The sequence below is a fragment of the Cellulosimicrobium protaetiae genome, from assembly GCF_009708005.2.
Lineage (GTDB): Bacteria > Actinomycetota > Actinomycetes > Actinomycetales > Cellulomonadaceae > Cellulosimicrobium > Cellulosimicrobium protaetiae.
This window is the reverse complement of the sequence record NZ_CP052757.1, coordinates 1,591,693-1,615,871: the sequence shown is the minus strand read 5'-3', so window position 1 is coordinate 1,615,871 and position 24,179 is coordinate 1,591,693. Positions and strand designations below refer to the sequence as shown.

The 24,179-nt window shown below is 73.3% G+C and carries 22 protein-coding genes and 1 tRNA gene; 10 read left to right on the top strand and 13 right to left on the bottom strand.

The genetic code is table 11. The features are described 5' to 3' along the window. Nucleotides 1-4 precede the first annotated feature (4 nt). The 4 genes from FIC82_RS06900 to FIC82_RS06885 form a co-directional block, all read right to left on the bottom strand. Nucleotides 5-616: an SIMPL domain-containing protein gene (locus tag FIC82_RS06900; RefSeq protein ID WP_154798041.1), complete on the bottom strand. Its 612-nt coding sequence runs from the start codon at nucleotides 614-616 to the stop codon at nucleotides 5-7. A 167-nt stretch (nucleotides 617-783) separates the two neighbouring features. Next, nucleotides 784-1,767, bottom strand: coding sequence for a ribose-phosphate diphosphokinase (locus tag FIC82_RS06895; RefSeq protein ID WP_154798040.1), 984 nt, complete (start codon nucleotides 1,765-1,767; stop codon nucleotides 784-786). A 68-nt stretch (nucleotides 1,768-1,835) separates the two neighbouring features. Then, entirely contained in the window at nucleotides 1,836-3,512 is a 1,677-nt protein-coding gene (glmU, locus tag FIC82_RS06890) for a bifunctional UDP-N-acetylglucosamine diphosphorylase/glucosamine-1-phosphate N-acetyltransferase GlmU (RefSeq protein ID WP_154798039.1), read from the bottom strand. Nucleotides 3,513-3,542: 30 nt separating this feature from the next. After that, nucleotides 3,543-3,614: transfer RNA gene (locus FIC82_RS06885), tRNA-Gln, on the bottom strand. Nucleotides 3,615-3,847: 233 nt separating this feature from the next. Here FIC82_RS06885 and FIC82_RS06880 point away from each other — a divergent pair. The 6 genes from FIC82_RS06880 to FIC82_RS06855 all read left to right on the top strand — a co-directional run bounded on the left by FIC82_RS06880 (nucleotide 3,848) and on the right by FIC82_RS06855 (nucleotide 9,976). Next, entirely contained in the window at nucleotides 3,848-4,453 is a 606-nt protein-coding gene (locus FIC82_RS06880) for a TetR/AcrR family transcriptional regulator (protein WP_154798038.1), read from the top strand. A gap of 121 nt (nucleotides 4,454-4,574) precedes the next feature. Further along, nucleotides 4,575-5,267: a hypothetical protein gene (locus FIC82_RS06875; protein ID WP_154798037.1), complete on the top strand. Its 693-nt coding sequence runs from the start codon at nucleotides 4,575-4,577 to the stop codon at nucleotides 5,265-5,267. Between the two features lie 106 nt (nucleotides 5,268-5,373). Then, nucleotides 5,374-6,339, top strand: coding sequence for an ABC transporter ATP-binding protein (locus tag FIC82_RS06870; RefSeq protein WP_154798036.1), 966 nt, complete (start codon nucleotides 5,374-5,376; stop codon nucleotides 6,337-6,339). Next, nucleotides 6,336-7,544 carry an ABC transporter permease gene (locus tag FIC82_RS06865; protein WP_154798035.1) on the top strand — a complete coding sequence of 403 codons (1,209 nt, stop codon included), beginning with the start codon at nucleotides 6,336-6,338 and terminating at the stop codon, nucleotides 7,542-7,544. Before FIC82_RS06870 ends, FIC82_RS06865 begins: the two co-directional genes overlap by 4 nt. A gap of 472 nt (nucleotides 7,545-8,016) precedes the next feature. Continuing rightward, entirely contained in the window at nucleotides 8,017-8,517 is a 501-nt protein-coding gene (locus FIC82_RS06860; RefSeq protein WP_168731572.1) for a MarR family winged helix-turn-helix transcriptional regulator, read from the top strand. 64 nt (nucleotides 8,518-8,581) lie between these two features. Continuing rightward, complete coding sequence (locus FIC82_RS06855; RefSeq protein ID WP_154798033.1) at nucleotides 8,582-9,976, top strand: MFS transporter; 1,395 nt, start codon at nucleotides 8,582-8,584, stop codon at nucleotides 9,974-9,976. A gap of 158 nt (nucleotides 9,977-10,134) precedes the next feature. Here FIC82_RS06855 and FIC82_RS06850 read toward each other — a convergent pair whose 3' ends face one another. Then, nucleotides 10,135-11,352, bottom strand: coding sequence for an IS30 family transposase (locus tag FIC82_RS06850; RefSeq protein ID WP_154797467.1), 1,218 nt, complete (start codon nucleotides 11,350-11,352; stop codon nucleotides 10,135-10,137). A gap of 180 nt (nucleotides 11,353-11,532) precedes the next feature. Between FIC82_RS06850 and FIC82_RS06845 the strand changes: the two genes are divergently transcribed. The 3 genes from FIC82_RS06845 (at nucleotide 11,533) to FIC82_RS06835 (ending at nucleotide 14,490) form a co-directional block, all read left to right on the top strand. After that, nucleotides 11,533-12,480, top strand: a complete 948-nt coding sequence (locus FIC82_RS06845; protein ID WP_154798032.1) for an ATP-binding cassette domain-containing protein — start codon at nucleotides 11,533-11,535, stop codon at nucleotides 12,478-12,480. Beyond that, entirely contained in the window at nucleotides 12,477-13,298 is an 822-nt protein-coding gene (locus FIC82_RS06840) for an ABC transporter permease (RefSeq protein ID WP_216609999.1), read from the top strand. Before FIC82_RS06845 ends, FIC82_RS06840 begins: the two co-directional genes overlap by 4 nt. A gap of 154 nt (nucleotides 13,299-13,452) precedes the next feature. Beyond that, nucleotides 13,453-14,490 carry a TetR/AcrR family transcriptional regulator C-terminal domain-containing protein gene (locus FIC82_RS06835; protein ID WP_154798031.1) on the top strand — a complete coding sequence of 346 codons (1,038 nt, stop codon included), beginning with the start codon at nucleotides 13,453-13,455 and terminating at the stop codon, nucleotides 14,488-14,490. A 72-nt stretch (nucleotides 14,491-14,562) separates the two neighbouring features. Here FIC82_RS06835 and FIC82_RS06830 read toward each other — a convergent pair whose 3' ends face one another. Beyond that, nucleotides 14,563-15,165 (bottom strand): NADPH-dependent F420 reductase, encoded by a 603-nt coding sequence (locus FIC82_RS06830; RefSeq protein WP_154798030.1) that lies wholly within the window; start codon nucleotides 15,163-15,165, stop codon nucleotides 14,563-14,565. 119 nt (nucleotides 15,166-15,284) lie between these two features. Between FIC82_RS06830 and FIC82_RS06825 the strand changes: the two genes are divergently transcribed. Beyond that, a complete protein-coding gene (locus tag FIC82_RS06825; RefSeq protein ID WP_154798029.1) occupies nucleotides 15,285-15,770 on the top strand; it encodes a MarR family winged helix-turn-helix transcriptional regulator in 486 nt (161 codons plus the stop codon). Between the two features lie 58 nt (nucleotides 15,771-15,828). Here FIC82_RS06825 and FIC82_RS06820 read toward each other — a convergent pair whose 3' ends face one another. From FIC82_RS06820 to FIC82_RS06790, 7 genes are all read right to left on the bottom strand, one after another. Further along, nucleotides 15,829-16,176 (bottom strand): hypothetical protein, encoded by a 348-nt coding sequence (locus FIC82_RS06820; RefSeq protein WP_154798028.1) that lies wholly within the window; start codon nucleotides 16,174-16,176, stop codon nucleotides 15,829-15,831. Then, nucleotides 16,173-18,038 (bottom strand): ABC-F family ATP-binding cassette domain-containing protein, encoded by a 1,866-nt coding sequence (locus FIC82_RS06815; RefSeq protein ID WP_168731571.1) that lies wholly within the window; start codon nucleotides 18,036-18,038, stop codon nucleotides 16,173-16,175. The genes FIC82_RS06820 and FIC82_RS06815 overlap by 4 nt, the downstream gene beginning before the upstream one ends. A 97-nt stretch (nucleotides 18,039-18,135) precedes the next feature. Then, the gene (locus FIC82_RS06810) at nucleotides 18,136-19,101 is read right to left on the bottom strand and encodes a carbohydrate ABC transporter permease (RefSeq protein WP_253691541.1); all 966 of its coding nucleotides are present in this window, start codon (nucleotides 19,099-19,101) and stop codon (nucleotides 18,136-18,138) included. Continuing rightward, on the bottom strand, nucleotides 19,091-19,978 hold the full coding sequence (locus FIC82_RS06805) for a carbohydrate ABC transporter permease (protein WP_253691539.1): 888 nt from the start codon (nucleotides 19,976-19,978) through the stop codon (nucleotides 19,091-19,093). Before FIC82_RS06805 ends, FIC82_RS06810 begins: the two co-directional genes overlap by 11 nt. Nucleotides 19,979-19,980: 2 nt before the next feature. Continuing rightward, nucleotides 19,981-21,327, bottom strand: coding sequence for an ABC transporter substrate-binding protein (locus tag FIC82_RS06800; protein ID WP_154798027.1), 1,347 nt, complete (start codon nucleotides 21,325-21,327; stop codon nucleotides 19,981-19,983). 51 nt (nucleotides 21,328-21,378) lie between these two features. Further along, on the bottom strand, nucleotides 21,379-23,019 hold the full coding sequence (locus FIC82_RS06795; protein WP_168731570.1) for an FAD-dependent oxidoreductase: 1,641 nt from the start codon (nucleotides 23,017-23,019) through the stop codon (nucleotides 21,379-21,381). A 51-nt stretch (nucleotides 23,020-23,070) separates the two neighbouring features. Then, nucleotides 23,071-24,162: a LacI family DNA-binding transcriptional regulator gene (locus FIC82_RS06790; protein WP_154798026.1), complete on the bottom strand. Its 1,092-nt coding sequence runs from the start codon at nucleotides 24,160-24,162 to the stop codon at nucleotides 23,071-23,073. Nucleotides 24,163-24,179 lie beyond the last annotated feature (17 nt).

The following is a 24,179-nucleotide window of genomic DNA, read 5'->3' as shown; positions in this document are numbered from 1 at the left end:
CGGATCAGTCCGCGAGCTCCCAGCGCACCGTGACGCTCGCGCGGACCTCCTGCGTACCCGGCTCGACGACGAGCGCGTCGGTCGCCGCCTTGGCCGCCATCATCCGCGGCATCGGGCCGGGGCCGCCGGAGTCCTCACGGATCTCGACGACCGGCCCGAGCGACCGACCGGCGAGGCGCGCGTACTGCTCGGCGCGGGACCGCGCGTCGGCGTACGCGGCGTCGCGCGCCGCCACGGCGAGCGGCCCGGGGTCGCCGACGGCGAGGCTCGTCGAGTCGAGCCGCGCGACGGGCCCTGCCGCGTCGAGGGCGGCACGGACGATCTCGCCGCACGCCGCGACGTCGCGCACGGTCGCGCGCAGCGTGAGGCGCGCCGTCGTGCGCGGTCCGTCGTCGCGCTGCTCGGTCCAGGTCGAGGTCTGCGACGTGCGCACGTCTGCTTGTAGGACACCCGCCGCGACGAGCGCGTCGCGCGCCGCGGCGAGGCCGGCGTTCGCCCGGTCGAGGGCCTCCTGCACCCCGGGGGCGCTCGACTCCGCGCCCAGCTCGACGACGGCGACGTCCGGCGTCGCCGTCACGGCGCCCTGGCCGGTGGTCGTCACTCCCGAGGTACCCATCGCGTCTCCTCCCGCGGCGTCGCGGTGCCGGGCGGCACCAGTCGGCGACGCGCTCACGCTACGCGGCAGTCCGCCGTCGCGCCGCGCCACGCGCGCTCGGCCCCGGCGTCTACGTACGCGGACGCCCCGCCGCGCGGGTGCGCGGCGGGGCGTCCGGTGGTGGTGCGTCAGCTGTTGCCGTCGAAGAGCGAGGTGACCGACCCGTCGTCGAACACCTCACGGATCGCGCGCGCGACGAGCGGCGCGATGGAGAGCACGGTGAGCTGCGGGAACTGCTTCTCCGCGGCGATGGGCAGCGTGTCGGTGATGACGACCTCGCTCGCCCCGCACTCCGAGAGGCGCTGCGCCGCCGGGTCGGACAGCACGCCGTGCGTCGCGGCCACGATGACCGACCGGGCGCCCGCGGCGAGGATGACGCGCACCGCCTCGGCGATCGTGCCGCCGGTGTCGATGAGGTCGTCGACGAGCACGCAGTCGCGGCCCTCGACCTCGCCGACGACGCGGTTGGCGACGGCCTGGTTGGGGCGCGTGATGTCGCGCGTCTTGTGCACGAACGCGAGCGGGCCGCCGCCGAGCTTCGCCGCCCACTGCTCGGCGACGCGGATGCGGCCGGCGTCGGGCGAGACGACCGTGACGTTCGACGTGTCGACGCGCGAGCGGACGTAGTCGGTGAGGATCGGCATGGCCCACAGGTGGTCGACCGGCCCGTCGAAGAAGCCCTGCGTCTGCGCGGCGTGCAGGTCGACGCTCATGAGGCGGTCGGCGCCCGCGGCGGTGAACAGGTCGGACATGAGGCGGGCCGAGATCGGCTCGCGGCCGCGGTGCTTCTTGTCCTGGCGCGCGTAGCCGTAGAACGGCTGGACGACCGTGATGGTGCGGGCCGAGGCGCGCTTGGCGGCGTCGACCATGAGCAGCTGCTCCATGATCCACTGGTTGATCGGCGCGGTGTGGCTCTGGAGGATGAAGACGTCGGCGCCGCGCACCGACTCCCCGAACCGGACGTAGATCTCGCCGTTGGCGAAGTCGTACGCGGTCGTGGGCAGCAGGTCGATGCCCAGCTCCCGCGCGACGTCGTTGGCGAGCTCGGGGTGCGCGCGTCCCGAGGCGAGGACGAGGGACTTCTCCCCGTTTCCGGCGATCGTGCTGCTCATACCTGTGGGTTCCTTCGGTGGTGTTTCCGGGTACGGGGGCGGTTCTGAGACGTCTCGGCCGGTCGCGGTCAGTCTGCCGTGGCGGCGGGGCGACCGCCACGCAGCGCCTCGAGCGTGTGCTCGAGCTCGGGGCCGGGCGGGGGCGGGGTCGGGCGCTCGGCGGTCGCGGCGACGTTCTGGTCGGCGAGCTGTGCCTGCGCCTGCGCGCCGAGCGGAGGCGCCTCGGGGTCGTTCGCGCGCGCGGCGGCCGCGGCGTCGGCGGCGGCGGTGCCCGGGCGACGGCGCTCGACCCAGCCCTCGATGTTGCGCTGCTGGCCACCGCTCACACCGAGCGCACCCGCGGGCACGTCGCGGCGGATGACGGACCCGGCCGCGGTGTACGCGCCGTCGCCGACGCTCACGGGAGCGACGAACATGTTGTCCGCGCCCGTGCGCGCGTGCGAGCCGATCACCGTGCGGTGCTTGTGCACGCCGTCGTAGTTGACCGTGACCGACGCGGCGCCGATGTTCGTGTGCTCGCCGATCGTCGCGTCGCCCACGTAGGACAGGTGCGGGATCTTGGAGCCCTCGCCGATCTCCGCGTTCTTCGTCTCGACGAACGTGCCGATCTTGCCCCGCGCGCCCAGCACGGTGCCGGGGCGCAGGTAGGCGAACGGGCCGACGGACGTCCCCGCGCCCAGGACCGCGAGCGAGCCGTGCGTGCGGGTCACGGTCGCGCCCGCACCGACCTCGGTGTCCGTGAGCGTCGTGTCCGGGCCGATGGTGGCGCCCTCGGCGACCACCGTCGCGCCGTGGAGCTGCGTGCCCGGGAGCAGGGTGACGTCGCGCGCGAGCTCGACGTCGACGTCGACCCACGTCGAGGTCGGGTCGACGACGGTCACGCCCTCGCGCATCCAGTCCTCGAGGATCCGGCGGTTGAGCTCCGCGCGCAGCGTCGCGAGCTGCACGCGGTCGTTGACGCCCTCGACGATCGTCGGGTCCGCCGACACGAGCGCCCGGACCGAGCCGCCCTCGGCGCGCGCCGCCGCGACGACGTCCGTGAGGTACACCTCGCCCTGCGCGTTGTCGCGACCGAGCGTGCCCAGGCCGCGGCGCAGGACCGCGGCGTCGAACACGTAGATCGACGCGTTGATCTCGCGGATCGCACGCTCGTCGGCCGACGCGTCCTTGTGCTCGACGATCCGCTGCACGTCGCCCGCGCCGTCGCGCACGACGCGCCCGTACCCGGTCGCGTCCTCGAGCTCCGTCGTCAGCATCGTCACCGCGTTGCCGTCCGCGACGTGCGCGGCGAGGAGCTGGGCGAGCGTGCCGCCGTCGAGCAGCGGGGTGTCGCCCGCCGTGACGACCACCGGGCCCTCCAGCCCGTCGCCCAGGCCGCGCCCCTCCTCGCCGTCGGGCACCCCGGCCACGAGGGCCTGCGCGTGGGCCTTCGCGTCGAGCGCGACGAGCGCGCACTGCACGGCGCGCCCGGTCCCGGGGATCTCGTCCTGGTCCACGACGACGGCGTCCGGGTCGACCGAGACCGCGTGCTCGGCGACGCGGTCGCGCTCGTGCCGCACGACGACGGCGAGCAGCGCCGGGTCGAGCGAGCGCGCCGCGACGAGCACGTGCCCGAGCAGGCTGCGGCCCGCGAGGGTGTGGAGCATCTTGGGGGTGGACGACTTCATCCGCGTGCCCTCGCCTGCGGCGAGGACGATCACGGCAGCGGGGGCGACGGTGGTGTCGGTGCCCTGCTGAGCTTCCATGGGTGTTCCCCTCGGGATCGGTGGCACGAGCTCCGCCCCCAGGACTCGAACCTGGACCAAGGGCACCAAAAACCCTTGTGCTGCCGATTACACCAAGGCGGATCGGACCCGCTGCCGTGCGGGGTGGGTCCTGGAACAGTCTGCCAGGTCGGCCTGCGTGCCCGACGCCGCCTGCGCCCGTCTCGCCCCATCCGCACCCCGGTCGCGGCGTGGGCCGCGCCACACCCGAGGCGCACCGGGCCGCACCCGGGCGCGTCGGACGCTCCGGACGCCGTCGCGCACAGCACGGCATGATGGTCCTCGTGGCCGAGTCCAGACGTACCCCCCGATCCCGCATGACCGCGAGCCAGCGGCGCGAGCAGCTGCTCGCGGTGAGCCGCGGCCTGTTCGCCGAGAAGGGGTTCGACGGGACGAGCGTCGAGGAGATCGCGGCGCGCGCCGAGGTGTCCAAGCCGGTCGTGTACGAGCACTTCGGGGGCAAGGAGGGCATCTACGCCGTCGTCGTCGACCGCGAGGTCCAGGCGCTCACCGCCGCGCTCTCCGGCGCGCTCGACGAGGGCGGGCACCCCAAGGTCCTGCTCGAGCGCACCGCGCTCGCGCTGCTGTCGTACATCGAGGCGTCCGAGGACGGGTTCCGCATCCTCGTCCGCGACTCCCCCGTCGCCCAGGCCACCGGCACGTTCTCCAGCCTCATCGGCGACGTCGCGACCCAGGTCGAGCACCTGCTCGCCCACCAGTTCCGCACGCGCGGGCTCGACCCGAAGGTCGCGCCGATCTACGCGCAGATGCTCGTCGGCATGGTCGCCCTCACGGGGCAGTACTGGCTCGACGCGCGCTCGCCGAAGAAGACCGAGGTCGCGGCCCACCTCGTCAACCTCGCGTGGAACGGCCTGGCCGACATGGAGAAGCGACCTCGCCTCATCACGACACCCGGCTCGTGAGCGCGGACCGACACGCACCTCCACCGGTCGCCCCGGGAAACTTCCCAGAACCCGCGTCATGACCCGCGACCGTTCCGGTCTCTCCAGACGGAACGACAGACCGACGAAGACGGGGCACTTCATGAACGGGCACGACCGGTCCACCGACCGCACGCACGACGACTGCCGGGACGAGATCCGTCCCACGGTCTGGGGATACTCGACCTGGACGACGGCGCGCTGCGCCCAGGGCGGCGTCGCCGGGTCGCCGGGTCGCATCGTCCAGCGCACCGACGTGCTGGTCCCCGGCCTGACGCCGCGCGAGCTCGACCGGGTGCGGCGGCACGCCGAGTGGCACGCGTCGGTCGACGGGGTCCGGCTGGGCCTGGTCGCGGGCACGCTGACCGCGCTCGCGGTGCTCGGGGTCGGCGCGGCACAAGGTCAGTCGCCCGCGACCCTCGTCGTCGTCGCGGCGACGCTCGGCGTCGCGGCCGCGCTGCTGGCACGCGGGCTGCTGCACGTCGCCGGCCCCCGGCTCTCGCGCGCCGAGCGGAGGGCGCTGCGCGACGCCGTCGAGATCCGGCGCGTCCGCGTCGCACCGCCCACGTCCGCGGGCATGCGGGTCCTCGTCTCGATGAGCGCGGTCGAGTCGATCTCCGGCCGGCTCGACGATCGGGAGGCGGCGATCGCGCGCGAGCTCCTGTGGGTCGCGCTCGACGCGGTCCGGCGCGACGACGTCGCGGCCGTCGACGAGGCGACCGGGGCGATGCTCCGGCTCACCGTGCGCGCCGCGCGCACGCCGCTGCCGCCCGTGCGCGACGAGCACCTGGGCTGACCGCGCCGGCCCCCGACGTCGGGAGGTCCTTGCCCCCGCCCTCCGCAGGGGCAGGACATGACATCTGTCCCGTGCCCCCCGCGCGGGGCCGTGGTTGTCTGGGCGCATGGCGACACTCGAGATCGACTCGCTCACCAAGACCTACGGCGACGTGCGCGCCCTGCGCGGGACGTCGTTCGACGTGCGTGCCGGGGAGATCTTCGGCTTCGTCGGCTCCAACGGGGCCGGCAAGACCACGACGATGCGCATCGTCCTCGGCGTGCTCGCCGCCGACGGCGGCGAGGTGCGGTGGGACGGCAGGCCGATCGACCTCGCCGCGCGCCGCCGCATCGGCTACATGCCCGAGGAGCGCGGGCTCTACCCGCGCATGAAGGTCGGCGAGCAGCTCGTCTACCTCGCCCGGCTCCACGGCCTGTCAGCGACCGAGGCGAAGGACGCCATGGAGCGCTGGACCCAGACGCTCGGCGTCGACGCCCGCCGCGGCGACGAGGTGCAGAAGCTCTCGCTCGGCAACCAGCAGCGCGTGCAGCTCGCGGCGGCGCTCACGCACGACCCGGAGCTGCTCGTGCTCGACGAGCCGTTCAGCGGGCTCGACCCGGTCGCCGTCGACGTCATGAGCGGCGTCCTGCGCGACCGCGCGGACGCGGGCGTCCCCGTCGTCTTCTCCTCGCACCAGCTCGACCTCGTGGAACGCCTGTGCGACCGCGTCGGGATCATCAAGGACGGCGCGATGGTCGAGGTCGGCACGATCGACGAGCTGCGGCGGACCGAGACCGAACGATGGGTCGTGGACGGGCCGCCGGGAGCGAGCTGGATCGGGGCCGTGCCCGACGCGCGGGCCGTCCGCCTCGAGGGGTCGCGCAGCGTCGTCGAGCTCACGCCGGGCGACGGGACCGGGATCGACGGGACGAGCGGGCGCGAGCAGGCCGTGCTGCGCGCCGCGCTCGCCGCCGGGCCGGTGCACGAGTTCTCGCTCGTGCGGCCGTCGCTCACCGAGCTGTACCGCGACGTCGTCAGCGCCGAGGATGCGCCTGCCGACGCGGCCGCCGAGACCGTGGGGGTGGGGGCATGAGCACGGGAACCTCGTTGACGTCCTGGGGCGCCATCCGCCTCGTCGCGAGCCGCGAGATCATGACGCGGCTGCGCTCGAAGTCGTTCGTGTGGCTGACGGTGATCCTCGTCGGCGCCGTCGTGCTCGGCGGGTTCGTGCTCAACGCCGCGAGCTCGTCCGGCCCGACCGCCGAGCGCGTGGGCGTCACGCCCGAGACGTCGGCCCTCGCGGAGTCGATCGAGACCACGGGCAGCACGCTCGGGACCGAGGTCGAGACGGTCGACGTCGCGGACGACGCCGCAGGCGAGGCCCAGGTACAGGACGGGGATCTCGACGCTCTCGTCACCGGGACGGCCGACGCCCCCACCGTCGTCGTGGACACCGAGCTCTCCCCCGGTCTCACGGCGGTCTTCACGACCCTCGCCCAGCAGACCGCGCTGTCCGACGCCGTCGCGAGCCTCGGCGGCGACCCCGCCCAGGTCGCGGGCGACGTCGCGACGGCCGCGCCGACCGTCCGCACGATCGGCGAGCCCAGCGAGTTCGACCCGACCCGCTACGTCACCGGCCTCGTCACCGGCATCCTGCTCTTCATGGCCATCATGATCAGCGGGCAGCTCATCGCGCAGGGCGTCGTCGAGGAGAAGACGAGCCGCGTCGTCGAGCTCCTGCTCTCGACCGTCCGGCCCTGGCAGCTCATGGCGGGCAAGGTGCTCGGCATCGGGCTCGTCGGGCTCGGGCAGGTCGCGCTCGTCGTGCTCGCGGGCGTCGGCACCGCGCTCGGCCTCGGTCTGGTCGACACGTCGACCATCGACCTCGGCACCGCTGCCGTCTGGGCACTCGTCTGGTTCGTCGTCGGGTTCGTCAGCTACGCGCTCCTCATGGCCGGGCTCGGCGCGCTCGTCTCGCGCCAGGAGGACGTCGGGGCGGTGACCACGCCCGTCACGTTCCTCATGGTCGTGCCGTACATCGTCGGCGTGTCCGTCGCGCCGTGGGCCCCGGACAACCCGCTCGTCGTGTGGCTGTCGTACGTCCCCCTGTGCTCGCCGCTCCTCATGCCCGTGCGCATCGCGCTCGGCAGCGCCGAGACCTGGGAGGCCCTCCTCGCGCTCGGCCTGTCGATCGTCGTCATCCCGGTCCTCGTGTGGCTCGCCGCGAAGATCTACTCCAACGCGGTCCTGCGTACCGGAGCCCGCGTCCGCCTCAAGGACGCCCTCCGCACCACCTGACGCCGAGGGAGAACCCCGGTCGCACGAGACAGAACACTGGTGGGCCGAAGTAGAACCGTGGTCTGCCGAGGTAGAACCGTGGTCTCGCGACGTAGAACCGTGGTCGTGCCCGACGGCGCGTGGTCGCGCTGGGTGGTCGGGGTGGGTGGTGGTGCCGCGTCTGCCATCCGCCGCTCGTTCCTCGCGGCTCCCGCCAGGCCCGACCACGACGCGGCACCACCACCCACCCCGCCCGGCGTCGTCCCACCCTGGTCTTGGCGCACCCGGGCGACTGCCCGCGGTGCCAGGATCGTCCTCGCCTCGCCCTGCGTGCCGCACTCGGGGAGACCAGGGTTCTACCTCGGCTGACCACGGTTCTACTTCGCGCGACCACGGTTCTCTCTCGCGCGACCGCGGTTCTCTCGGCCGGCTACAGCTAGGCGGGCGGGCATCAAGAGTCTTGATGTCGAGACATATCGAGTACCCTCGCGTCATGGAGCAGCAGCACGAGGACGAGGTCGACCGCATCGTCGCGGCCTGGCAGCGCGAGCGGCCAGACCTCGACGTCGAGCCGCTCACCGTCTTCTCGCGCGTCGACCGCCTCGCCCGGCACCTCGACCGCGCGCGCCGGACCGCGTTCGCGCGGGGGCACCTCGAGACGTGGGAGTTCGACGTCCTGTCCGCGCTGCGGCGGGCCGGCGAGCCGTACCGGCTCTCGCCCGGGGCCCTCGTCACGCAGACGCTCGTGACGAGCGGGACCATGACGAACCGCATCGACCGGCTGGAGGAGCGCGGGCTCGTCGTGCGCCGCCGGTCCCCCGACGACCGGCGCGGTGTGCTCGTCGAGCTCACGCCCGAGGGACTGGAACGCGTGGACACGGCGATGACCGACCTGCTCGCGGTGGAGGCCCGCATCCTCGACGCGCTCGAGCCCGGCGGCCGCCCTGCGCTCGCGGCGCTCCTGCGTACAGTCGGAGGACAGTTCGACGACTGACCGACGGCCCGGCTGACCGGGCGTGCGGCGTCGCTCACGCCCCGCACCCGGAGGTCACCGCCCGATGCCGCCGTCCCGGCCGCCCCGCCCGAGCACGTTCCGCGGCGGGATCGACGGCGTGCTGCTCGTCGCGGTGCTGCTGGTCGCGGTCAACCTGCGCGCGCCGCTCACGGCGCTGCCGCCCGTCGTCGCGGACGTCGCCGCCGACCTCCACCTGACGGCCGCGGCCGCGGGCCTGCTCACCGGCATCCCCGTCCTGTGCTTCGCGCTCGCGACCCCCGCCGTCGCCGGGCTGCTCGGACGATCGTCGCTGCGGACGGCGATCGCGGTCGCGCTCGGGCTGATCCTCGCCGGGACGCTCCTGCGGTCGGCGGACCTCGCCGCCCTCGGCGCCGACACCCTCGGCACGGCGGGGACCTTCGCCGGGACGGTGCTCCTCGGGCTCGGCATCACGACGGCGAACCTCGCGGTCCCGATGATCGCGCAGCGCGACTTCCCCGGGCACGTCGCGACCGTGACCGGCCTGTACACGGCGGCGATCAACGTGGGGACCGTCGCGACGACGGCGCTCACCGCACCCCTGGCCGACGCCGTCGGGTGGCGCTGGGCGCTGGCGTCCTGGTCCGTGCTCGCCGTCGTCGCGCTCGTCTGGTGGCTGCGCGCCGTCCCGCGCGAGGCGAGCGCGCCGCGACCGACGGCACAGGGCACGGGGAGCGGGACGTCGTCAGGAACGACATCCTCGCCCGACACCGCGCGGCCGGGCGACAGGGGCGGGTCGAGCGACCCGGGCTCGACCGGTCCCGACCCCGACGCCGACGCCGACGCTCTCGCCACCGCGGCGGCCGAGGGGGTCACGGGAACCGACCCCTCCGCCGCGCGCGAGCGCCACGTCCTCGCGACGCCGTTCACGTGGTGGCTGTGCGCGATGTTCGCGCTCCAGTCGTCGAGCTTCTACGCGCTCACGGCGTGGCTGCCGCTCATCCTGGAGGACCTTGCGGGGATCCCGCGCGCGGCGTCGGGTGGCGCGGCGTCGTTGTTCCAGGGCTTCGCGATCGTCGGCGGGCTCGCGGTGCCGCTCGCAGTGCGCCGCTGGTCGATGCGGACGAGCTTCGCCGTGATCGCGGTGCTGTGGCTCGCGCTGCCCGTGGGCCTTCTCGCCGCGCCCGGTCTGTGGGCGGTGTGGGCGTCGATGGCGGGTGTCGCGCAGGCGGCGAACTTCGTCGTCATCTTCACGCTCGTCGCGCAGCACTTCCCGACCATCCGGCGCGGGCGCCAGGCGTCGGCGACGGTGCAGTCCGTGGGGTACTGCCTCGCGGCGGTCGCCCCGACGCTGGCCGGCGCCCTGCACTCGGCGACGGGCACGTGGGCCGCACCGGTCGCCGTCGTGCTCGGCGCGCTCGTGGCGATGACGGTGATCGGCCTCGCACTTACGGGCTCCCCCCGCCCCCGCGCAAGGTAGGGCCGGCGCTCCCAGGGTTCTCCCTCGCGAACCACCGCCCTACCTCGCGCGACCACGGTTCTCTCTCGCGGGACCACGGTTCTCTCTCGCGGGACCAGGCTTCTACCTCGGGGTACCGGGGTTCTTGGTCTCAACCGGTCATCGCAACATCGGGTTGGTCAGGTTGGTGAGAGTAGCGCGGCGAGCTTCTCGGCGGGGGTGGCCCAGCCGAGGGTTTGGCGGGGTCGGGTGTTGAGGGCGTCTGCGACGTCTTCGAGGTCGGATGCGGGGTGCACGGACAGGTCGGTGCCTTTGGGGTAGTACTGGCGTAGGAGCCCGTTGGTGTTCTCGTTGCTGCCGCGCTGCCAGGGTGCGTGCGGGTCGCAGAAGAACAGGTCGATGGGATCGGTGAATCCGATGTCGATGCCGACGTTCGGTGTCATCTCTCGGCCCCGGTCCCAGGTGAGGGTGCGTCGTAGGTGCTCGGGCAGGGCCCGGATCTTGGTCCGCATCGCTTCTGCGACCTGCTCGGCGGCGTAGCCGTGCGGCAGGTGCAGCAGCATCACGAACCGGGTGCTGCGCTCGACCAGGGTCCCGATCGCGGACTTGTTGCCGGCACCGATGATCAGATCGCCCTCCCAGTGGCCCGGCACGGCGCGGTCGGCGATCTCGGCCGGGCGTTCGCTGATCAGGACATCGGGCGGTAGCAGGCGTTGCCCCTGACGCTTGGTGCGGGCCTGGGCCCGAGGGCGGCGGCGGGCGCGTCCGGTCCGCAGCGCGGTGTGCAGCTCGGCGCGCAGCCCGCCACGGCCCTGGACATACAACGCCTGATAGATCGCCTCGTGACTGATCCGCATCGACTCATCATCGGGGAAGTCGACCGGGAGGCGGTTCGCGATCTGCTGCGGGCTCCACACCCGTGCGCGGCGGCTGTCCGGTCGCACGGTGCCGTCCAGCCGGTCGCAGACATAGCCCGCCAGGCGCGGGTCGAGCGCGAGCTTGCGCCGATCCTGTTTGGGACGCGCGGCCTGCCGGTCGCGGTGGGCCTGCGCGACCGAGGGCACATACCGACCATCGCTCGCCCGCCGGCCCGGGTTGGTCAACTCACGCCAGATCGTCGAGCGTGGACGGCCCAGCCGCCGCCCGATCGCCGCGTACGAATGACCCTCGGCACGCAGCAACGCCATCCGCTCGCGTTCTTCGAACGACACGAACCGGCCCGTGGGCGCGGCGAGATCGATATCAGGCACCCCGCCAGACTCAGCGATCCAGGCCTGCACCGTGCGGGTCGACACGCCCACCCCCGCGGCCGCCGCGACCACAGGCACGCCATCGACGAACGCCCGCCAGAACTCCCGCCGCCACTGCCGCGGCACCGACACCCCACCACGCACCATCCGAAAACACCCCTCGAATCAGGATGTTGCGATGACCAGTTGAGACCGCCGTTCTCCTTCGGTGCACCCGAGTCCTTGACCGACCTCGGAGCACATGTTTATGGTGTACACGTCGTGTATGCCATACACGCTAGTGTGCACCGCACACAGGTAGCACGTCCCACCGAGAAGGAGAAGGCGATGACCGAACCGATGATCGCCGTGCAGGGGCTCGAGAAGTCCTACGGCGACCACGCCGTGCTGCGCGGTGTCGACCTGACCGTGCGCCGCGGCGAGATCTTCGCGCTGCTCGGGCCCAACGGCGCGGGCAAGACCACGACCGTCAACATCCTCACGACCCTCGTGCGGCCCGACGGCGGCACGGCCCGCGTCGCCGGCGCCGACGTCGTGCACGACGCGGCGCGGGTGCGCGAGACGATCGCGCTCACGGGCCAGTACGCGTCGGTGGACGAGTTCCAGACGGGCCGCGAGAACCTCGTCATGATGGGCGAGCTCGCGCACCTCCCCCGGCGCGCGGTGCGGCGACGCGCGGACGAGCTCCTCGCCCGCTTCGACCTCACCGACGCCGCCGACCGCCGGGTCGGGACGTACTCGGGCGGCATGCGCCGTCGCCTCGACCTCGCGATCAGCCTGGTCGCCGACCCGGCGGTGCTGGTCCTCGACGAGCCGACGACGGGACTCGACCCGGCGTCGCGCGCCCAGCTCTGGGACGTCGTCCGCGGCCTGGCCGCCGACGGGACGACGGTCCTGCTGACGACCCAGTACCTGGAGGAGGCAGACCGCCTCGCCGACACGATCGCCGTCCTGCACGACGGCCGCGTCGCCGCGCGTGGCACGACGGCCGAGCTCAAGGCTCTCGTCGCGGGCGACCACGTGCGCGTCGCGTTCGACGACCCCGCGAGCCTCGCGGCCGCCGTCGGGCTCGCGCCGACGCTGGGGCTCGCCCGCACGACCACGGACGAGAAGGACCTGTCGCTCACCGCGCCGAGCGACGACCCCGTCCGCACGATCCGCGACGTGCTCGCCGCGGCCGACTCCCACGATCTCGCCGTCGTCGGGGTCAGCGTCGTCAAGCCCACGCTCGACGACGTCTTCCTCGCCCTGACCCGGAAGGAGGGCGCCCGATGAGCGCCTCGACCGCGACCACCCTGGACCGCCCCCGCAGCGCCACGCCGTCGCGCGCACGGCAGACCCCGGCGACCGCCGCGCGCGACGTGCGCACCATGGTCGCGCGCGAGACGCGACGACAGCTCCGCAGCGTCGACGGGCTCATCACCGCGTTCGCGCTGCCCGTGATGATCATGCTCGTGTTCGTCGTCATCTTCGGCGGCGCGATCGGCGGGGACGACTACATCGACTACGTCGTCCCGGGCGTGCTCGTGATGTGCCTCGGGTTCGGCTCGGCGACCGCCGCCGTCGGCGTCGCGCAGGACATGACGTCGGGCACGATCGACCGGTTCAAGACGCTGCCGATCTTCGGGCCGTCCGCCCTGTGGGGGCACGTCGTGGCGAGCGTCGCGCGCAACCTCGCGTCCGCCGTCGTCGTGGTGGCCGTGGCGCTCGCGCTGGGCTTCCGCCCCGACGCCGGGCTGGGCGACTGGCTGGGCCTCGTCGCGTTCGCCGTGCTCGCGGTGCTCACCTTCACCTGGCTGAGCGTCGCGCTCGGCCTGGTCCTGAGCGTCGAGGCGTCGCAGTCGGTGAACTTCCTCTTCCTGTTCGTGCCCTACCTCAGCTCGGGCTTCGTCGAGATCGAGACGATGCCGTCGTGGTTGCACGGGTTCGCCGAGAACCAGCCGTTCACCCCGATCATCGAGACGTTCCGCGGCCTCCTGGCCGGTGCACCCGACGCGACGACGGTCCTCACCGCGATCGCGTGGCTCGTCGGCTTCCTGGCCGCGAGCTGCGCCACCGGCTCGATCCTCTACCGCCGCCGCACAGCCCGCTGACCCCCCGCCCCCACCCCACCCCCACCTCGGCCGAGCAGGTGGTCCTGGCGCGTCCCGCCGACCGGACGCGCCAAGACCACCTGCTCGCGCCGCCGGGAGGGCCTGGTCGGCGACGGTCCGTACGGGACCGGCGTCGGTCGGGGAGGATGAACCCATGACGGACGCACCCGACCTCCCGCCCCGGCTCGCGCTCGCGTGGGGCGTCGCCGAACGTCCCGAGCGCACGCCCAAGCGCGAGCTGAGCATCGAGCGGATCGTCGAGACCGCCATCGAGATCGCCGACGCCGACGGGCTGGGCGCGGTCTCCATGGCGAAGGTCGCGCAGAGCCTCGGCTTCACGACGATGTCGCTCTACCGGTACGTGACGAGCAAGGACGACCTGCTGCTCCTCATGCAGGAGGCCGCGCTCGACGTCGAGTACCCGCCCGCGCACGACCCCGCGGACTGGCGCGCGGAGCTGCGCGAGTGGGCGCAGTTCACCATGGCGGTGTTCGCGTCCCACCCGTGGTTCCTCGACATCCCGGTGACCGGCGCGCCCCTCACGCCGAACAACCTGCGCGGGGCGGACAGCGGGCTGCGCGCCCTGCGCTCCACGCCGCTCGACGACGAGGAGAAGATGTCCGTCATCCTCCTCGTGAGCGGGTACGCGCGGAACGCCGCCCGCCTCCAGACGGACCTGGCCCGCGCGGTCACCGCGGCCGGCGGCGACGAGGCCGTCCTGGGCGGCGGCTGGGGCGGTGCGTTGCGCGAGCTCGTCGACGAGGTGCGCTTCCCCTACCTGCGCCCGCTCGTCGAGGCAGGCACGTACGCGGAGGACGGCGAGATCGATGACACCGCGTGGGGCCTCGAGCGCGTCCTCGACGGGATCGCGGTCTACGTCGACGCACGGGACGCGGGTGCCCCCGGCGCGGGGCGAGACTCCTCCGCCCCGGGCGGTACGTCCGACGACGCGGTCGGCCCGGCCCACGGCACGGGCACGGAGACCGACCCGCGCGACGCCGTCGCCCCGCCAGAGGTGGCTGTGCACGTCAAGGACCCGAAGGTGAAGAAGGCGACGCTCAAGCGGCGCGACGCCGAGCGTCGGGTGCGGGAGGCGCAGAAGAGGGTGCGCGAGCTCGAGAAGGCGCTGCGCGAGGCGGAGAAGGCCGAGCGCGAGACGGCCCGGGCGGCGGTGGAGAAGGCTCGCGGCTGACCCAGGGCGCACCACGGCGGCCGGTCACCCTCCTCCGGGGTGGCCGGCCGCCGTGCGCAGGAGGACGCGTCGTCACTCGGCGAGCGCGAAGCCCGTCGTCCAGGACGTCTTCTCCCCCGCGGCGAGCGTGAGCTGCAGGAAGCCGAGGGCCTCGAGCTCGTGCGCGCGCTTCAGCGAGCCGGCGTCGACCACGCGGACGCCGGACACCGCGCCGGCGAGCGCCGCCTTGGCGTCCGCGTCGTCGCCTGCGACGAGGACCGTCGTCGGGAGCGGGCCGACCTGCCCGGACGCGAGGGTCGCGGCGAAGTTCGTGTTGAACGCCTTGAGCACGCGCGCGCCCGGCACACGCTGCTGGAGCTGCGCCGCGGCCGACGAGCCGTCGGGCACGACGAGGGCGTCGAAGGTGGCGAAGTCGAGCGGGTTGGTGATGTCGACGACGACCTTGCCGTCGAGGCGGTCGGCGTAGAGGTCGACGACCTCCGCGACGGCCCCGTACGGGAGGGCGAGGACGACGACGTCGCCCTTGAGCTCGTCGCCTACCGTGCCGGCCGCGACCCGCGGGTCCAGGTCGGTCGCCTCGCGTGTGAGGACCTGCACCTCGCTGCCCGCGGCGAGCGCGAGGCCGGTGATCGCGGAGCCCATGTTGCCCGCGCCGATGATGGTGATGCTGCTCATGGTGGCTTCCCTTCCTGCGCCGGCCGCACGGTCGGCTATTGGTTGTTGCTACAACCATCACGGTAGCGCGCTAAACTTGTAGCGTCAACTATTACGATGGTCGTACCGGAGGAGGCCCGATGACGACTGAACCCCGCTGGCTCGACGACCAGCAGCTCGACGCGTGGAAGCGGCTCGTGGCGGTCGTGGAGCTGCTGCCGGGCGTCCTGGACTCCCAGCTCCGGCGAGACGCCGACCTCAGCCACTTCGAGTACTACGTGCTCGCCATGCTCTCCGAGGCCCGTGACCGGACCTTGCGCATGACCGACCTCGCCGGCGCCACCAACGCGACGCTCCCCCGGCTCTCGCACGTCGTCGCGCGCCTGGAGAAGCGCGGGCTCGTCGAGCGCGTCCCGTGCCCCGAGGACCGCCGGGCCACGAACGCGCACCTCACCGACGCCGGGTGGGAGAAGGTCGTCGCCACCGCACCGGGCCACGTCGCGACCGTCCGCGACCACGTGATCGACCCGCTCACCGACGAGCAGGTCGCCCAGCTCGACGCCATCGCCGGGGCGATCCTCGAGCGCGTCGACCCCGACGACCGCATGGGCTTCCTGCGCCGCTGAGCACCGCGCCGCCTGCCCGCGGCTCCGCGCAGCTCCCCGCGCCCGCCCGGGCCGGGGCTCAGCGCGAGCGGGCGGGCTCCGCCAGCACGAGCACGTCGCCCCCCGGTGCGAGCGCGTCCAGCGCCGCCGGGAGGTCCGCCACCCCGAGGCGCGCGACGCCCGGCAGCGTGGCGACCAGGTCGCCCCACTCGGGGGCGGCGTCGTCCACCTCGACGCTGTGCCCGTTCACGAGGTCGAACGACACGTAGCGCACCGTGCGGACCACGGCGTCGAGCGCGAACGCCGTGACGCGGCGCACGTCCGCCCAGGGGGCCAGGACCCCGCCCTGCCCGTCGTCGACCTCGACGCCGCGCGCCGAGACGCCGACCCGCATCCCGCGCGGCCCGGGTGTCGCCCCCGCCGTCATCCCGCGATCTCCGCCGCCTCGAGCCAGGCGGCCTCGAGCTCGTCCTTCTCGGCCGCGAGCGTGCGCAGCTCGGCGTCGAGCTCCGCGACGGCGGCGAAGTCGGTCGCGTTCGCCGCGATCTTCTCGTGCAGGCGGCCCTCGACCTCGGCGATCTTCGACAGCCGCCGCTCGATGCGGTTGATCTCCTTCTTGGCGGCCCGCACCTCGGCAGCGCTCGGGCCCGCCGGGACGTCCGCAGCGGACCCCTCGTCCACGCCGTCGCCCCCGGCCGACGGCGCGAAGCCGCTCGACGACGCGAACCCGCCCGACGTCGTGCCCGCGAGCGCCGCGCGCCGCAGCTCGAGGTACTGCTCGACGCCGCCCGGCAGGTCGCGCACCTTGCCGTCCCCGAGCAGGGCGACCTGGCGGTCCGCCACGCGCTCCAGCAGGTAGCGGTCGTGCGAGACGACGATCAGCGTTCCGGGCCAGCCGTCGAGCAGGTCCTCGAGCGCGGCGAGCGTGTCGGTGTCGAGGTCGTTCGTGGGCTCGTCGAGCAGGAGCACGTTGGGCTCGGCGACGAGCAGGCGCAGGAGCTGGAGGCGGCGGCGCTCGCCGCCCGAGAGGTCGCGCACGAGGGTCTGCGACCGCTCGCGCGTGAACCCGAGCCGCTCGACGAGCTGGGACGCGGTGAGCTCCTTGCCGTCCACGACGACCGACCGCTTCTCGTCCTCGATCACCTGGATGACGCGCGACCCGGCGATGTCGTCGAGCTCGCCGACGTCCTGGGACAGCTCGGCGACGTGCACCGTCTTGCCGCGCTTGACCCGGCCCGCGTCGGGCCCGCGCCGCCCGGCGAGCAGGGCGAGGAGGGTCGTCTTCCCGGCGCCGTTGACGCCGACGACCCCGTACCGGTCGCCCGGGCCGAGGCGCCACGTGACGTCGTCGAGCAGCACCCGCTCACCCTGCCCGTCCTGGCGAGGCACCGCGACCGTGACGTCCTCGAGGTCGAGCACGTCCTTGCCGAGCCGCTTGGTCGCGGTGCGCGTGAGCTCGAGCGTGTCGCGCGGGGGTGGCACGTCGGCGATGAGCGCCGCCGCCGCGTCGAGCCGGAACTTGGGCTTGGACGTGCGCGCGGGCGCCCCGCGCCGCAGCCACGCGAGCTCCTTGCGCAGCAGGTTGTCGCGCTTCTCCGCGGCGACGGCCGCGGTGCGCTGGCGCTCGGCGCGCGCGAGCACGTAGGCGGCGTACCCGCCCTCGTAGCCCTCGACCGCGCCGGAGCCGTCGCCGCGCACCTCCCACATGCGCGAGCAGACGGCGTCGAGGAACCAGCGGTCGTGCGTCACCACGACGAGCGCGCCCTTCGCGCCCGGGCGCGCGAACCGGTCGCCCAGGTGCGCGGCGAGCCACGCGACGCCCTCGACGTCGAGGTGGTTCGTCGGCTCGTCGAGGAACAGCACGTCGTGGTCGGCGACGAGCAGCGCCGCGAGCGCGACGCGACGACGCTGCCCGCCGGACAGCGTGTCCGCGGGGGCGTCGAGGTCGAGGTCGGCCAGCAGGCCGGCGTGCACGGTACGGATGCTCGCGTCGGACGCCCACGCGTGCGTCTCGGCGTCGCCGTGCACGAGGTCGCGGATCGTCGCGCCGGTGCCGACGTCGTCGCGCTGGTCGAGCAGGCCGACCCGCAGCCCGCCCACCCGGGTGACGCGACCGCCGTCGGGCTGCTGCGTGCCGGCGAGCAGGCGCAGCAGCGTCGACTTGCCGGCACCGTTGGGGCCGACGATGCCGACGCGGTCGCCGTCGTCGAGGCCGAGCGAGACGTCGTCGAGCAGGGTGCGGGTGCCGACGGTCAGCGAGATGCCGTCGGCACCGAGAAGGTGAGCCACGCGGTCGAGCCTAGGCCGCCCCCGGTGAGTGCATGAAATAGTCGCCGATCCTGGGCAGGATGGCGACTATTTCATGCACTCACGGGTGGGCGGTCCGTCAGCCCTTGAGGCCCGAGTGGGCCAGGCCCTGGACGAACTGCTTCTGCGCGACGAGGAACACCGCGAGGACCGGCAGCACGGTGAGCGTCGTCGCGGCGAGCTGCACGTTCCACATCGGGCCGCCGTAGGCGTCGACGTACTGCGTGAGCGCCTGCGGCAGCGTGAACCGGTCCTTGCTCGACAGGTACACGATCGGCTCGAGGTACAGGTTCCACGACTTGAGGAACGTGAAGATCGCGACGGCCGAGATCGCCGAGCGCGACAGCGGGAACGCGATCCGCCAGAAGATCCCCCAGCGGCCCAGTCCGTCCATGCGTCCGGCCTCCTCGAGCTCGCCCGGCAGCCCGAGGAAGAACTGCCGCATGATGAACGTCGCCAGGACGCTCGGCGCCCCGAGGATCGGGATGACCACGAGCGGCCAGTGCGTGTCGATGAGCCCGAGCGAGTTGACCATCCGGAACAGCGGGACGATCGTCACCTCCGACGGCACGAGCAGCCCCACGAGGACGAGCAGGAACAGCGCGTTCGCCCCGGGGAACCGGATGCGCGCGAACGCGTACCCGGCCATCGACGACACGAGGATCGTCCCGACCGTCACCAGCGCGGCGATGTAGAGGCTGTTCCAGTACTGCTGCGCGAACGGCTGCAGCCGGAACACCTCCCCGTACGCCGCGAACGACGGGTCCTGCGGCCACAGCGTCGGCACGGCGCGCAGGATCTCGCTCATCGGCTTGAGGCTCGACGTCGCCATCCACCACGTGGGGAACACGAACGGCACGCTGAGCACGACGAGCAGCGCCACGAGGGCCCAGCGTCCCCACCGGCGCCGGGACCGCGCGGCCCGGTCGCGCCGCGCGGGTGCGTGCCGCGGCCCGTCGGTGCCGTCGCCCGACGGCGCAGGCCGGTCCGGTCCGCCGTCCGCGCCCGGGAGCGTGGCCGGGCCGGGCATCACGTCAGACTTCATGGAAGACCCACCTCTTGCGCGTCTGCCACTGCACGAGTGTCAGGACGAGGACGATGACGAACAGCAGGACGGAGATCGCGCTCGCGTAGCCGAAGTCGTTGAAGCGGAACGCCTGCTGGTACAGGTAGTAGACGAGCACGGTCGTCGAGTTCCCCGGGCCGCCACCCGTGAGCACGGCGATCTGCGCGAACACCTCGAGCGAGCCGACGATCGTGAGGATCGAGACGAGCAGGAGGGTCGGGCTGATGAGCGGGAGCGTGATCGACCGGAAGCGTCGCCAGGCGCCCGCGCCGTCGATGCGCGCCGCCTCCTGGACCTCCTCCGGTACCCCCTGCAGCGCCGCGAGGAACAGGATCATGTTGAGGCCGACGTTCTTGAACACCTGGACGACGATCACCGAGATCATGGCCGTCGTCTCGCCGCGCAGCCAGTTCGGTCCCTCGATGCCGAGCAGCGAAAGGAACCCGTTGATCCCGCCGTCCGCCTGGAGCAGGAAGCTCCACACGATCGTCCAGGCGACGAGCGACACGACCACCGGCGAGAAGAAGAACGTGCGGAACGTCGTCGTGCCCGGGAGCCTCTGGTTGAGCAGCACCGCGAGGAGCAGCGCGAGCGAGATGTTGAGGACCACGAGGCCGATCGAGAACCACAGGCTCGCGAGGAGCGAGTCGCGCAGGCCGGGGTCGGAGAGCATGCGCTCGTAGTTGTCGGCGCCCGCGAACGTGAACGTGTTGGCGAGGACGTTCCACTCGTGCAGCGAGTACCAGACGACGGCGACCAGCGGCGCGACGACGAACGCGAGCGCGCCGAGCACGGCGGGCGCGACCATGGTGTACCCCACGGCCGCGTCCCGTCGTGCGAGTGCGGAGGACGCCACGCTCAGTCCCCGAGCAGGGGCTGGATCGCCGCGCACGTGTCGGCGAGCACGCCCTCGACGTCGGCGTCCGCGGTCCACAGCGCGTCGAGCTGGGCCCGCACCGTGTCCTGCAGCTTGGCGAAGTTCTGGTGCGACGGCTTGGTCACCGCGCCCTGGATGCCGTCGACCACGACCGCCTGGAGCTGGGTCTCGCTGAGCTTCGGGTTCGCCGCGCCGAGCGTCTCCGCGTTCAGGAGCGACTCGCGCGGCGGCGGGAAGTACGCGGCGAGCGTCTCGGCGTTCTCCGGGTTGGTGAACCACGCGAGGAAGTCGGCGGCGACGTCCGGGTGCTCGCCCGCCGCGAAGACGCCGATGCCCGCCTGGCCGATGACGTTCTGCTGACCCGCGGGACCGGCCGGGAGCGGCACGACGTCCCACGCGAACGAGTCGTCGAGCGCGGACGCGCGGCTGATCTGCGTGATCGTCATCGCGGCGTCGCCCGCGAAGAAGTCGGCCGTCGTGCCCGGACCGGGCATCGCCTTGTCCACGAACGTCGCGTCGTGGATCCACGTGAGCGCGTCGACCATCTCCGGGTCGGTGAACGTGCACTGCGTGCCGTCCTCGTTCCACGGCGCCGCGTCCCAGCCGTCCCAGACGGTCGACAGGTTCTCCCACACCTTGAAGTCGAAGTCGCGCACCACGAGGCCCTGCTTGCCCGACGTCGCCGCGGCGGCCGCCGAGATGTCGCGGGCCTGGTCGTAGGTCCAGTCTCCCGACGCGACGAGGTCGGCCGGGTTCGGCTGGCCCGCGGCGGCGACCTGGTCGGTGTTGACGAACATCGCGAACGGCGAGTTGGAGAACGGGTAGGCGTAGAGGCCGCCGTCCTTCTCCCACAGCGCGAGCGAGGAGTCCAGGAGGTCGTCGTACTCGTACCCCTCGGCCTCCTGGAGCTTGGGGGCGACGTCCACGAGCGCGCCGCTCGCGACGAACTCGGGCGCGTAGCTCTCGAGGATCCACGCGAGGTCCGGGGCGTTGCCGCCCGCGAGCTGCGTCGTGAGCGACGTCGTGTAGTCCTCGAACGGGATCGTCTCGAACGTCACGCCCGAGACGAGGTCGGGGTTGTCCGCGACGTACGCGTCGGCGATCTCCTGGAACTGCGCGAGCTGCGTCTCGTCGGCCGTCCAGACGGTCATGCGCAGCTCGACGGGCTCGCTCGGCGTGCTCGGCTCGCCGGCGACGTCGTCGCCGCCGCCGGAGCACGCGGTGAGGACGAGGGCGAGCGCGACGCCGCCTGCGGCCAGGGGTGCGCTCACGAGGCGGTGTCGGATGCGGGCCGGGCGGGGTGCGCGGCGGGGGGTCAGGGGGGTCATCAGTTCTCCTTCGGACTGAGGGTGGCCGTGTCGGTGCGGGCGGGGCCCGCGTCAGTAGGGGTGCGCCTCGGCGGGCCAGCGCAGCTCGACGCCGGCCCGGACGAGCTCGTCCTGGTAGTCGGCGAGCAGGTCGGCCTTGGACTGGACGGCGTGCGGCGTGCGCCCGGTCGCGAGGCAGTGGGCCGCGAGGTGGCCGGCGGCCTCGCCGATGTTCCACTCGACCGGGTGCAGGCGGTAGCAGCCGTTGGTGACGTGCGTCGTGCCGATGTTCTTGTTGGCCGCGAGCAGGTTGGTCACGCGCTGCGGGAGGAGCGCGCCGAGCGGGATCTCGAACGGGGTCGACGCGACGTCGATGTACGTGTCGCCGCCCGTCGAGGGGTGCAGGTCGATGCGGTACATGCCGACGCCGACCGAGTCGTCGTAGCGCGTCGCGCCCCGGTCCCCGCGCACGGCGTACGAGACGTCGTTCTCCGTCACCGTCGTCACCGCGCGCAGGCGGCGGGACTCGCGGTGGTAGGCCGCCTGGGCGAGGCCGTCGGCCGAGCCCATGACGTCCGGTCGCAGGCGCAGTCCGGGGAACCCCGTCCCGCCGTCGGGGCGGGGCGCCTCGGTCTGCATCCAGTAGAGCATCGAGAGGCTGAGCTGCCGGGCGTCGGCGATCCGCGCCTCCTCCACGTCGCGCGGCACGTCGAGCACCGGCGCGAGGAAGTAGTCGATGCTCGGCCAGTTCACGAGGCACAGGTCGCTCGCGTAGTGGCCGGGCGCGAACAGGTCGCGCGCCGCGATGCGCCGGAACGTCCACAGGTTGCCGTCGCCCGGGTTCTTCGACTGGTCGGCGTCCACGGCGCGCGCGTCGTCGCCCGGGTTCGGCGTGAAGGACCGCACGTCCATCGCGAGCGTGCGCGGGTTCGGCGCCTCCCACGACAGCATGCGCCGCCCGTTCCACGGGCCCGGTGTGTACGTGCTCCAGAAGTCGTAGCGCTCGGGCCGGTCGATCGTGTGGTCGCCGTCCACGTGCTCGACGGCGAAGCACACGCTCAGCGCCTGCACGTTGTCCGGCTGCGCCTCGTCGGGCGCGCTCGGCTCCCCCGTCTCGCGGTTGGACTCGAAGCCCGTGACGTACTCCGTGCCCGTGAGGGGCAGGAGCTCGCCCGTCTCGGTGGCGTCGACGACGAACGCGGCGTGAACGGTGACGCTCTCGCCGACCCCCGCCGCCGCGCCGTCGGTGACCGGGGTGAGGGTTACCGAGGTGACGCGGTCCCCGTCGGTCGTGGCCGCCGTCGGGCGCACGCGCTCGAGGAGGCGGATCCGGCCCGCGGACCGCCACGGGGCGAGCATCTCCTCGAGCACCCCGACCGCGACGCGCGGCTCGTGGCACAGCTTGGAGACCCAGCCCGCGCCGGGGTTGAGGGCGTCCCACGTGCGCGCGGCGTCGGTGAGCGGGTAGGAGCGGCGGTAGACGTCGCGGATGCCGTCGCGCAGCGCGCGGTAGCGCGCGGTCACGCCGAACCGCTCGACCCACGCGCTCTCGTCCGGCGGCACCGCCTGCGACGTGAGCTGCCCGCCGATCCACGGGTGCTCCTCGGTGAGGACGACGCGGGCGCCCCGCTCCGCCGCGGCGAGCGCGGCGGCGACGCCGCCGAGCCCGGCACCGACGACGAGGACGTCTGCCTGGAGGTCTGGATGGGTCACGCTGGGGTTCCGTTTCTCTGGTGCTCTGGTGCTCTGAGGTCTGGACGGTGGTCAGGCGCCGGGGACGTGCGCCGGGACCGGCGGCGCCGCGACGGTCTCGCCGTCGACGTCGACGCACTCGAGGAGCTGGTGCAGCTCGTCCTCGGGGACCCGGGCGGCGCGCGCGGCCTTGCGGTCGGAGCGACCCGACCCGGACTCGGCGACGAGGCGCGAGAGCAGGACGAGCGCGCGTGCGCCCATCTCCTCGCGCGGGATGGAGAACCCGGACCACCGGCGCCCGCCCGGGCGCCCGTGGTGGGGCTGGCCCAGGAGGAGGAAGGACACGTCCTCGGGAACGCGGACCCCGCGACGCTCGAGCTCGTCGACGAGCTCCTCCGGGTAGTTCTCCGGGGCGACGACGACGGCCGTGAGGCGCTGGTCGACGATCTCCGCCGCCGTCGCGGGGACGTCGTCCAGCTCGACGAAGCGCACCGTGAGCCCGTGCGCCTTCATCGTCGCGCGGTAGGCGTCCACGCGGTCGAGCGTCGGCTGGTCGGTGCCGCGCGGCCCGACGTAGCCGACGCGCTCGTGCCCGAGCTCCACGAGGCGTTCGACCTGGCGCGCCGTCGCCGCGACGTAGTCGGCGCCCACGTAGGGCAGGCGGCCGCCGTCGCTGCCGCGCTTGCCGATGAAGACGAACGGGTAGTTCGTGTCGAGCAGGTGCTGGAGCTCACCGCGGTCCTCGTGCTGGCCGAGCAGCAGGCAGCCGTCGGCGATCCCGAGCCGCTGCCAGCCGTCGCGCGTGAGGCGGCGGCGGCCGTCGACGACGCGCGCGCTCGTGAAGAGCAGGATGTCGATGCCGAGCTTCTCGGCCGCGTGCTCGATCCCCACGAGGAAAGGGCCGTAGAAGTCGCGACCCGCGCGCGGGAACGTCGCCTCGTAGGTGAAGACGCCGAGGATCTGGTTGTGCCCGCCCGCGAGGCGCTGCGCCACGGGGTTCGCCGAGTAGCCCGTGATCCGGATGGCGTCGAGCACGCGCTGACGCGTCTCCTCGCTGATCCGCACCCCGGCGGGCGTGCTGTCGTTCAGCACGAACGAGACCGTCGCCTGGCTGACGCCGGCCATGGCGGCGACGTCGGCCTGGGTGATGCGGTGCCTCGGCATGGATCCTCCTCGATCAC

Excerpts from the sequence above, each read along its gene's own strand:
- FIC82_RS06900 (WP_154798041.1), bottom strand. The coding sequence starts at position 616 with ATGGGTACCTCGGGAGTGACGACCACCGGCCAGGGCGCCGTGACGGCG.
- FIC82_RS06800 (WP_154798027.1), bottom strand. The coding sequence starts at position 21,327 with ATGACCCCCCTGACCCCCCGCCGCGCACCCCGCCCGGCCCGCATCCGA.
- FIC82_RS06855 (WP_154798033.1), top strand. The coding sequence starts at position 8,582 with ATGCCGCCGTCCCGGCCGCCCCGCCCGAGCACGTTCCGCGGCGGGATC.
- glmU (WP_154798039.1), bottom strand. The coding sequence starts at position 3,512 with ATGGAAGCTCAGCAGGGCACCGACACCACCGTCGCCCCCGCTGCCGTG.
- FIC82_RS06865 (WP_154798035.1), top strand. The coding sequence starts at position 6,336 with ATGAGCACGGGAACCTCGTTGACGTCCTGGGGCGCCATCCGCCTCGTC.
- FIC82_RS06850 (WP_154797467.1), bottom strand. The coding sequence starts at position 11,352 with ATGGTGCGTGGTGGGGTGTCGGTGCCGCGGCAGTGGCGGCGGGAGTTC.
- FIC82_RS06845 (WP_154798032.1), top strand. The coding sequence starts at position 11,533 with ATGACCGAACCGATGATCGCCGTGCAGGGGCTCGAGAAGTCCTACGGC.
- FIC82_RS06870 (WP_154798036.1), top strand. The coding sequence starts at position 5,374 with ATGGCGACACTCGAGATCGACTCGCTCACCAAGACCTACGGCGACGTG.
- FIC82_RS06790 (WP_154798026.1), bottom strand. The coding sequence starts at position 24,162 with ATGCCGAGGCACCGCATCACCCAGGCCGACGTCGCCGCCATGGCCGGC.
- FIC82_RS06830 (WP_154798030.1), bottom strand. The coding sequence starts at position 15,165 with ATGAGCAGCATCACCATCATCGGCGCGGGCAACATGGGCTCCGCGATC.
- FIC82_RS06820 (WP_154798028.1), bottom strand. The coding sequence starts at position 16,176 with ATGACGGCGGGGGCGACACCCGGGCCGCGCGGGATGCGGGTCGGCGTC.
- FIC82_RS06810 (WP_253691541.1), bottom strand. The coding sequence starts at position 19,101 with ATGAAGTCTGACGTGATGCCCGGCCCGGCCACGCTCCCGGGCGCGGAC.
- FIC82_RS06875 (WP_154798037.1), top strand. The coding sequence starts at position 4,575 with ATGAACGGGCACGACCGGTCCACCGACCGCACGCACGACGACTGCCGG.
- FIC82_RS06880 (WP_154798038.1), top strand. The coding sequence starts at position 3,848 with ATGACCGCGAGCCAGCGGCGCGAGCAGCTGCTCGCGGTGAGCCGCGGC.
- FIC82_RS06860 (WP_168731572.1), top strand. The coding sequence starts at position 8,017 with ATGGAGCAGCAGCACGAGGACGAGGTCGACCGCATCGTCGCGGCCTGG.
- FIC82_RS06840 (WP_216609999.1), top strand. The coding sequence starts at position 12,477 with ATGAGCGCCTCGACCGCGACCACCCTGGACCGCCCCCGCAGCGCCACG.
- FIC82_RS06895 (WP_154798040.1), bottom strand. The coding sequence starts at position 1,767 with ATGAGCAGCACGATCGCCGGAAACGGGGAGAAGTCCCTCGTCCTCGCC.
- FIC82_RS06825 (WP_154798029.1), top strand. The coding sequence starts at position 15,285 with ATGACGACTGAACCCCGCTGGCTCGACGACCAGCAGCTCGACGCGTGG.
- FIC82_RS06835 (WP_154798031.1), top strand. The coding sequence starts at position 13,453 with ATGACGGACGCACCCGACCTCCCGCCCCGGCTCGCGCTCGCGTGGGGC.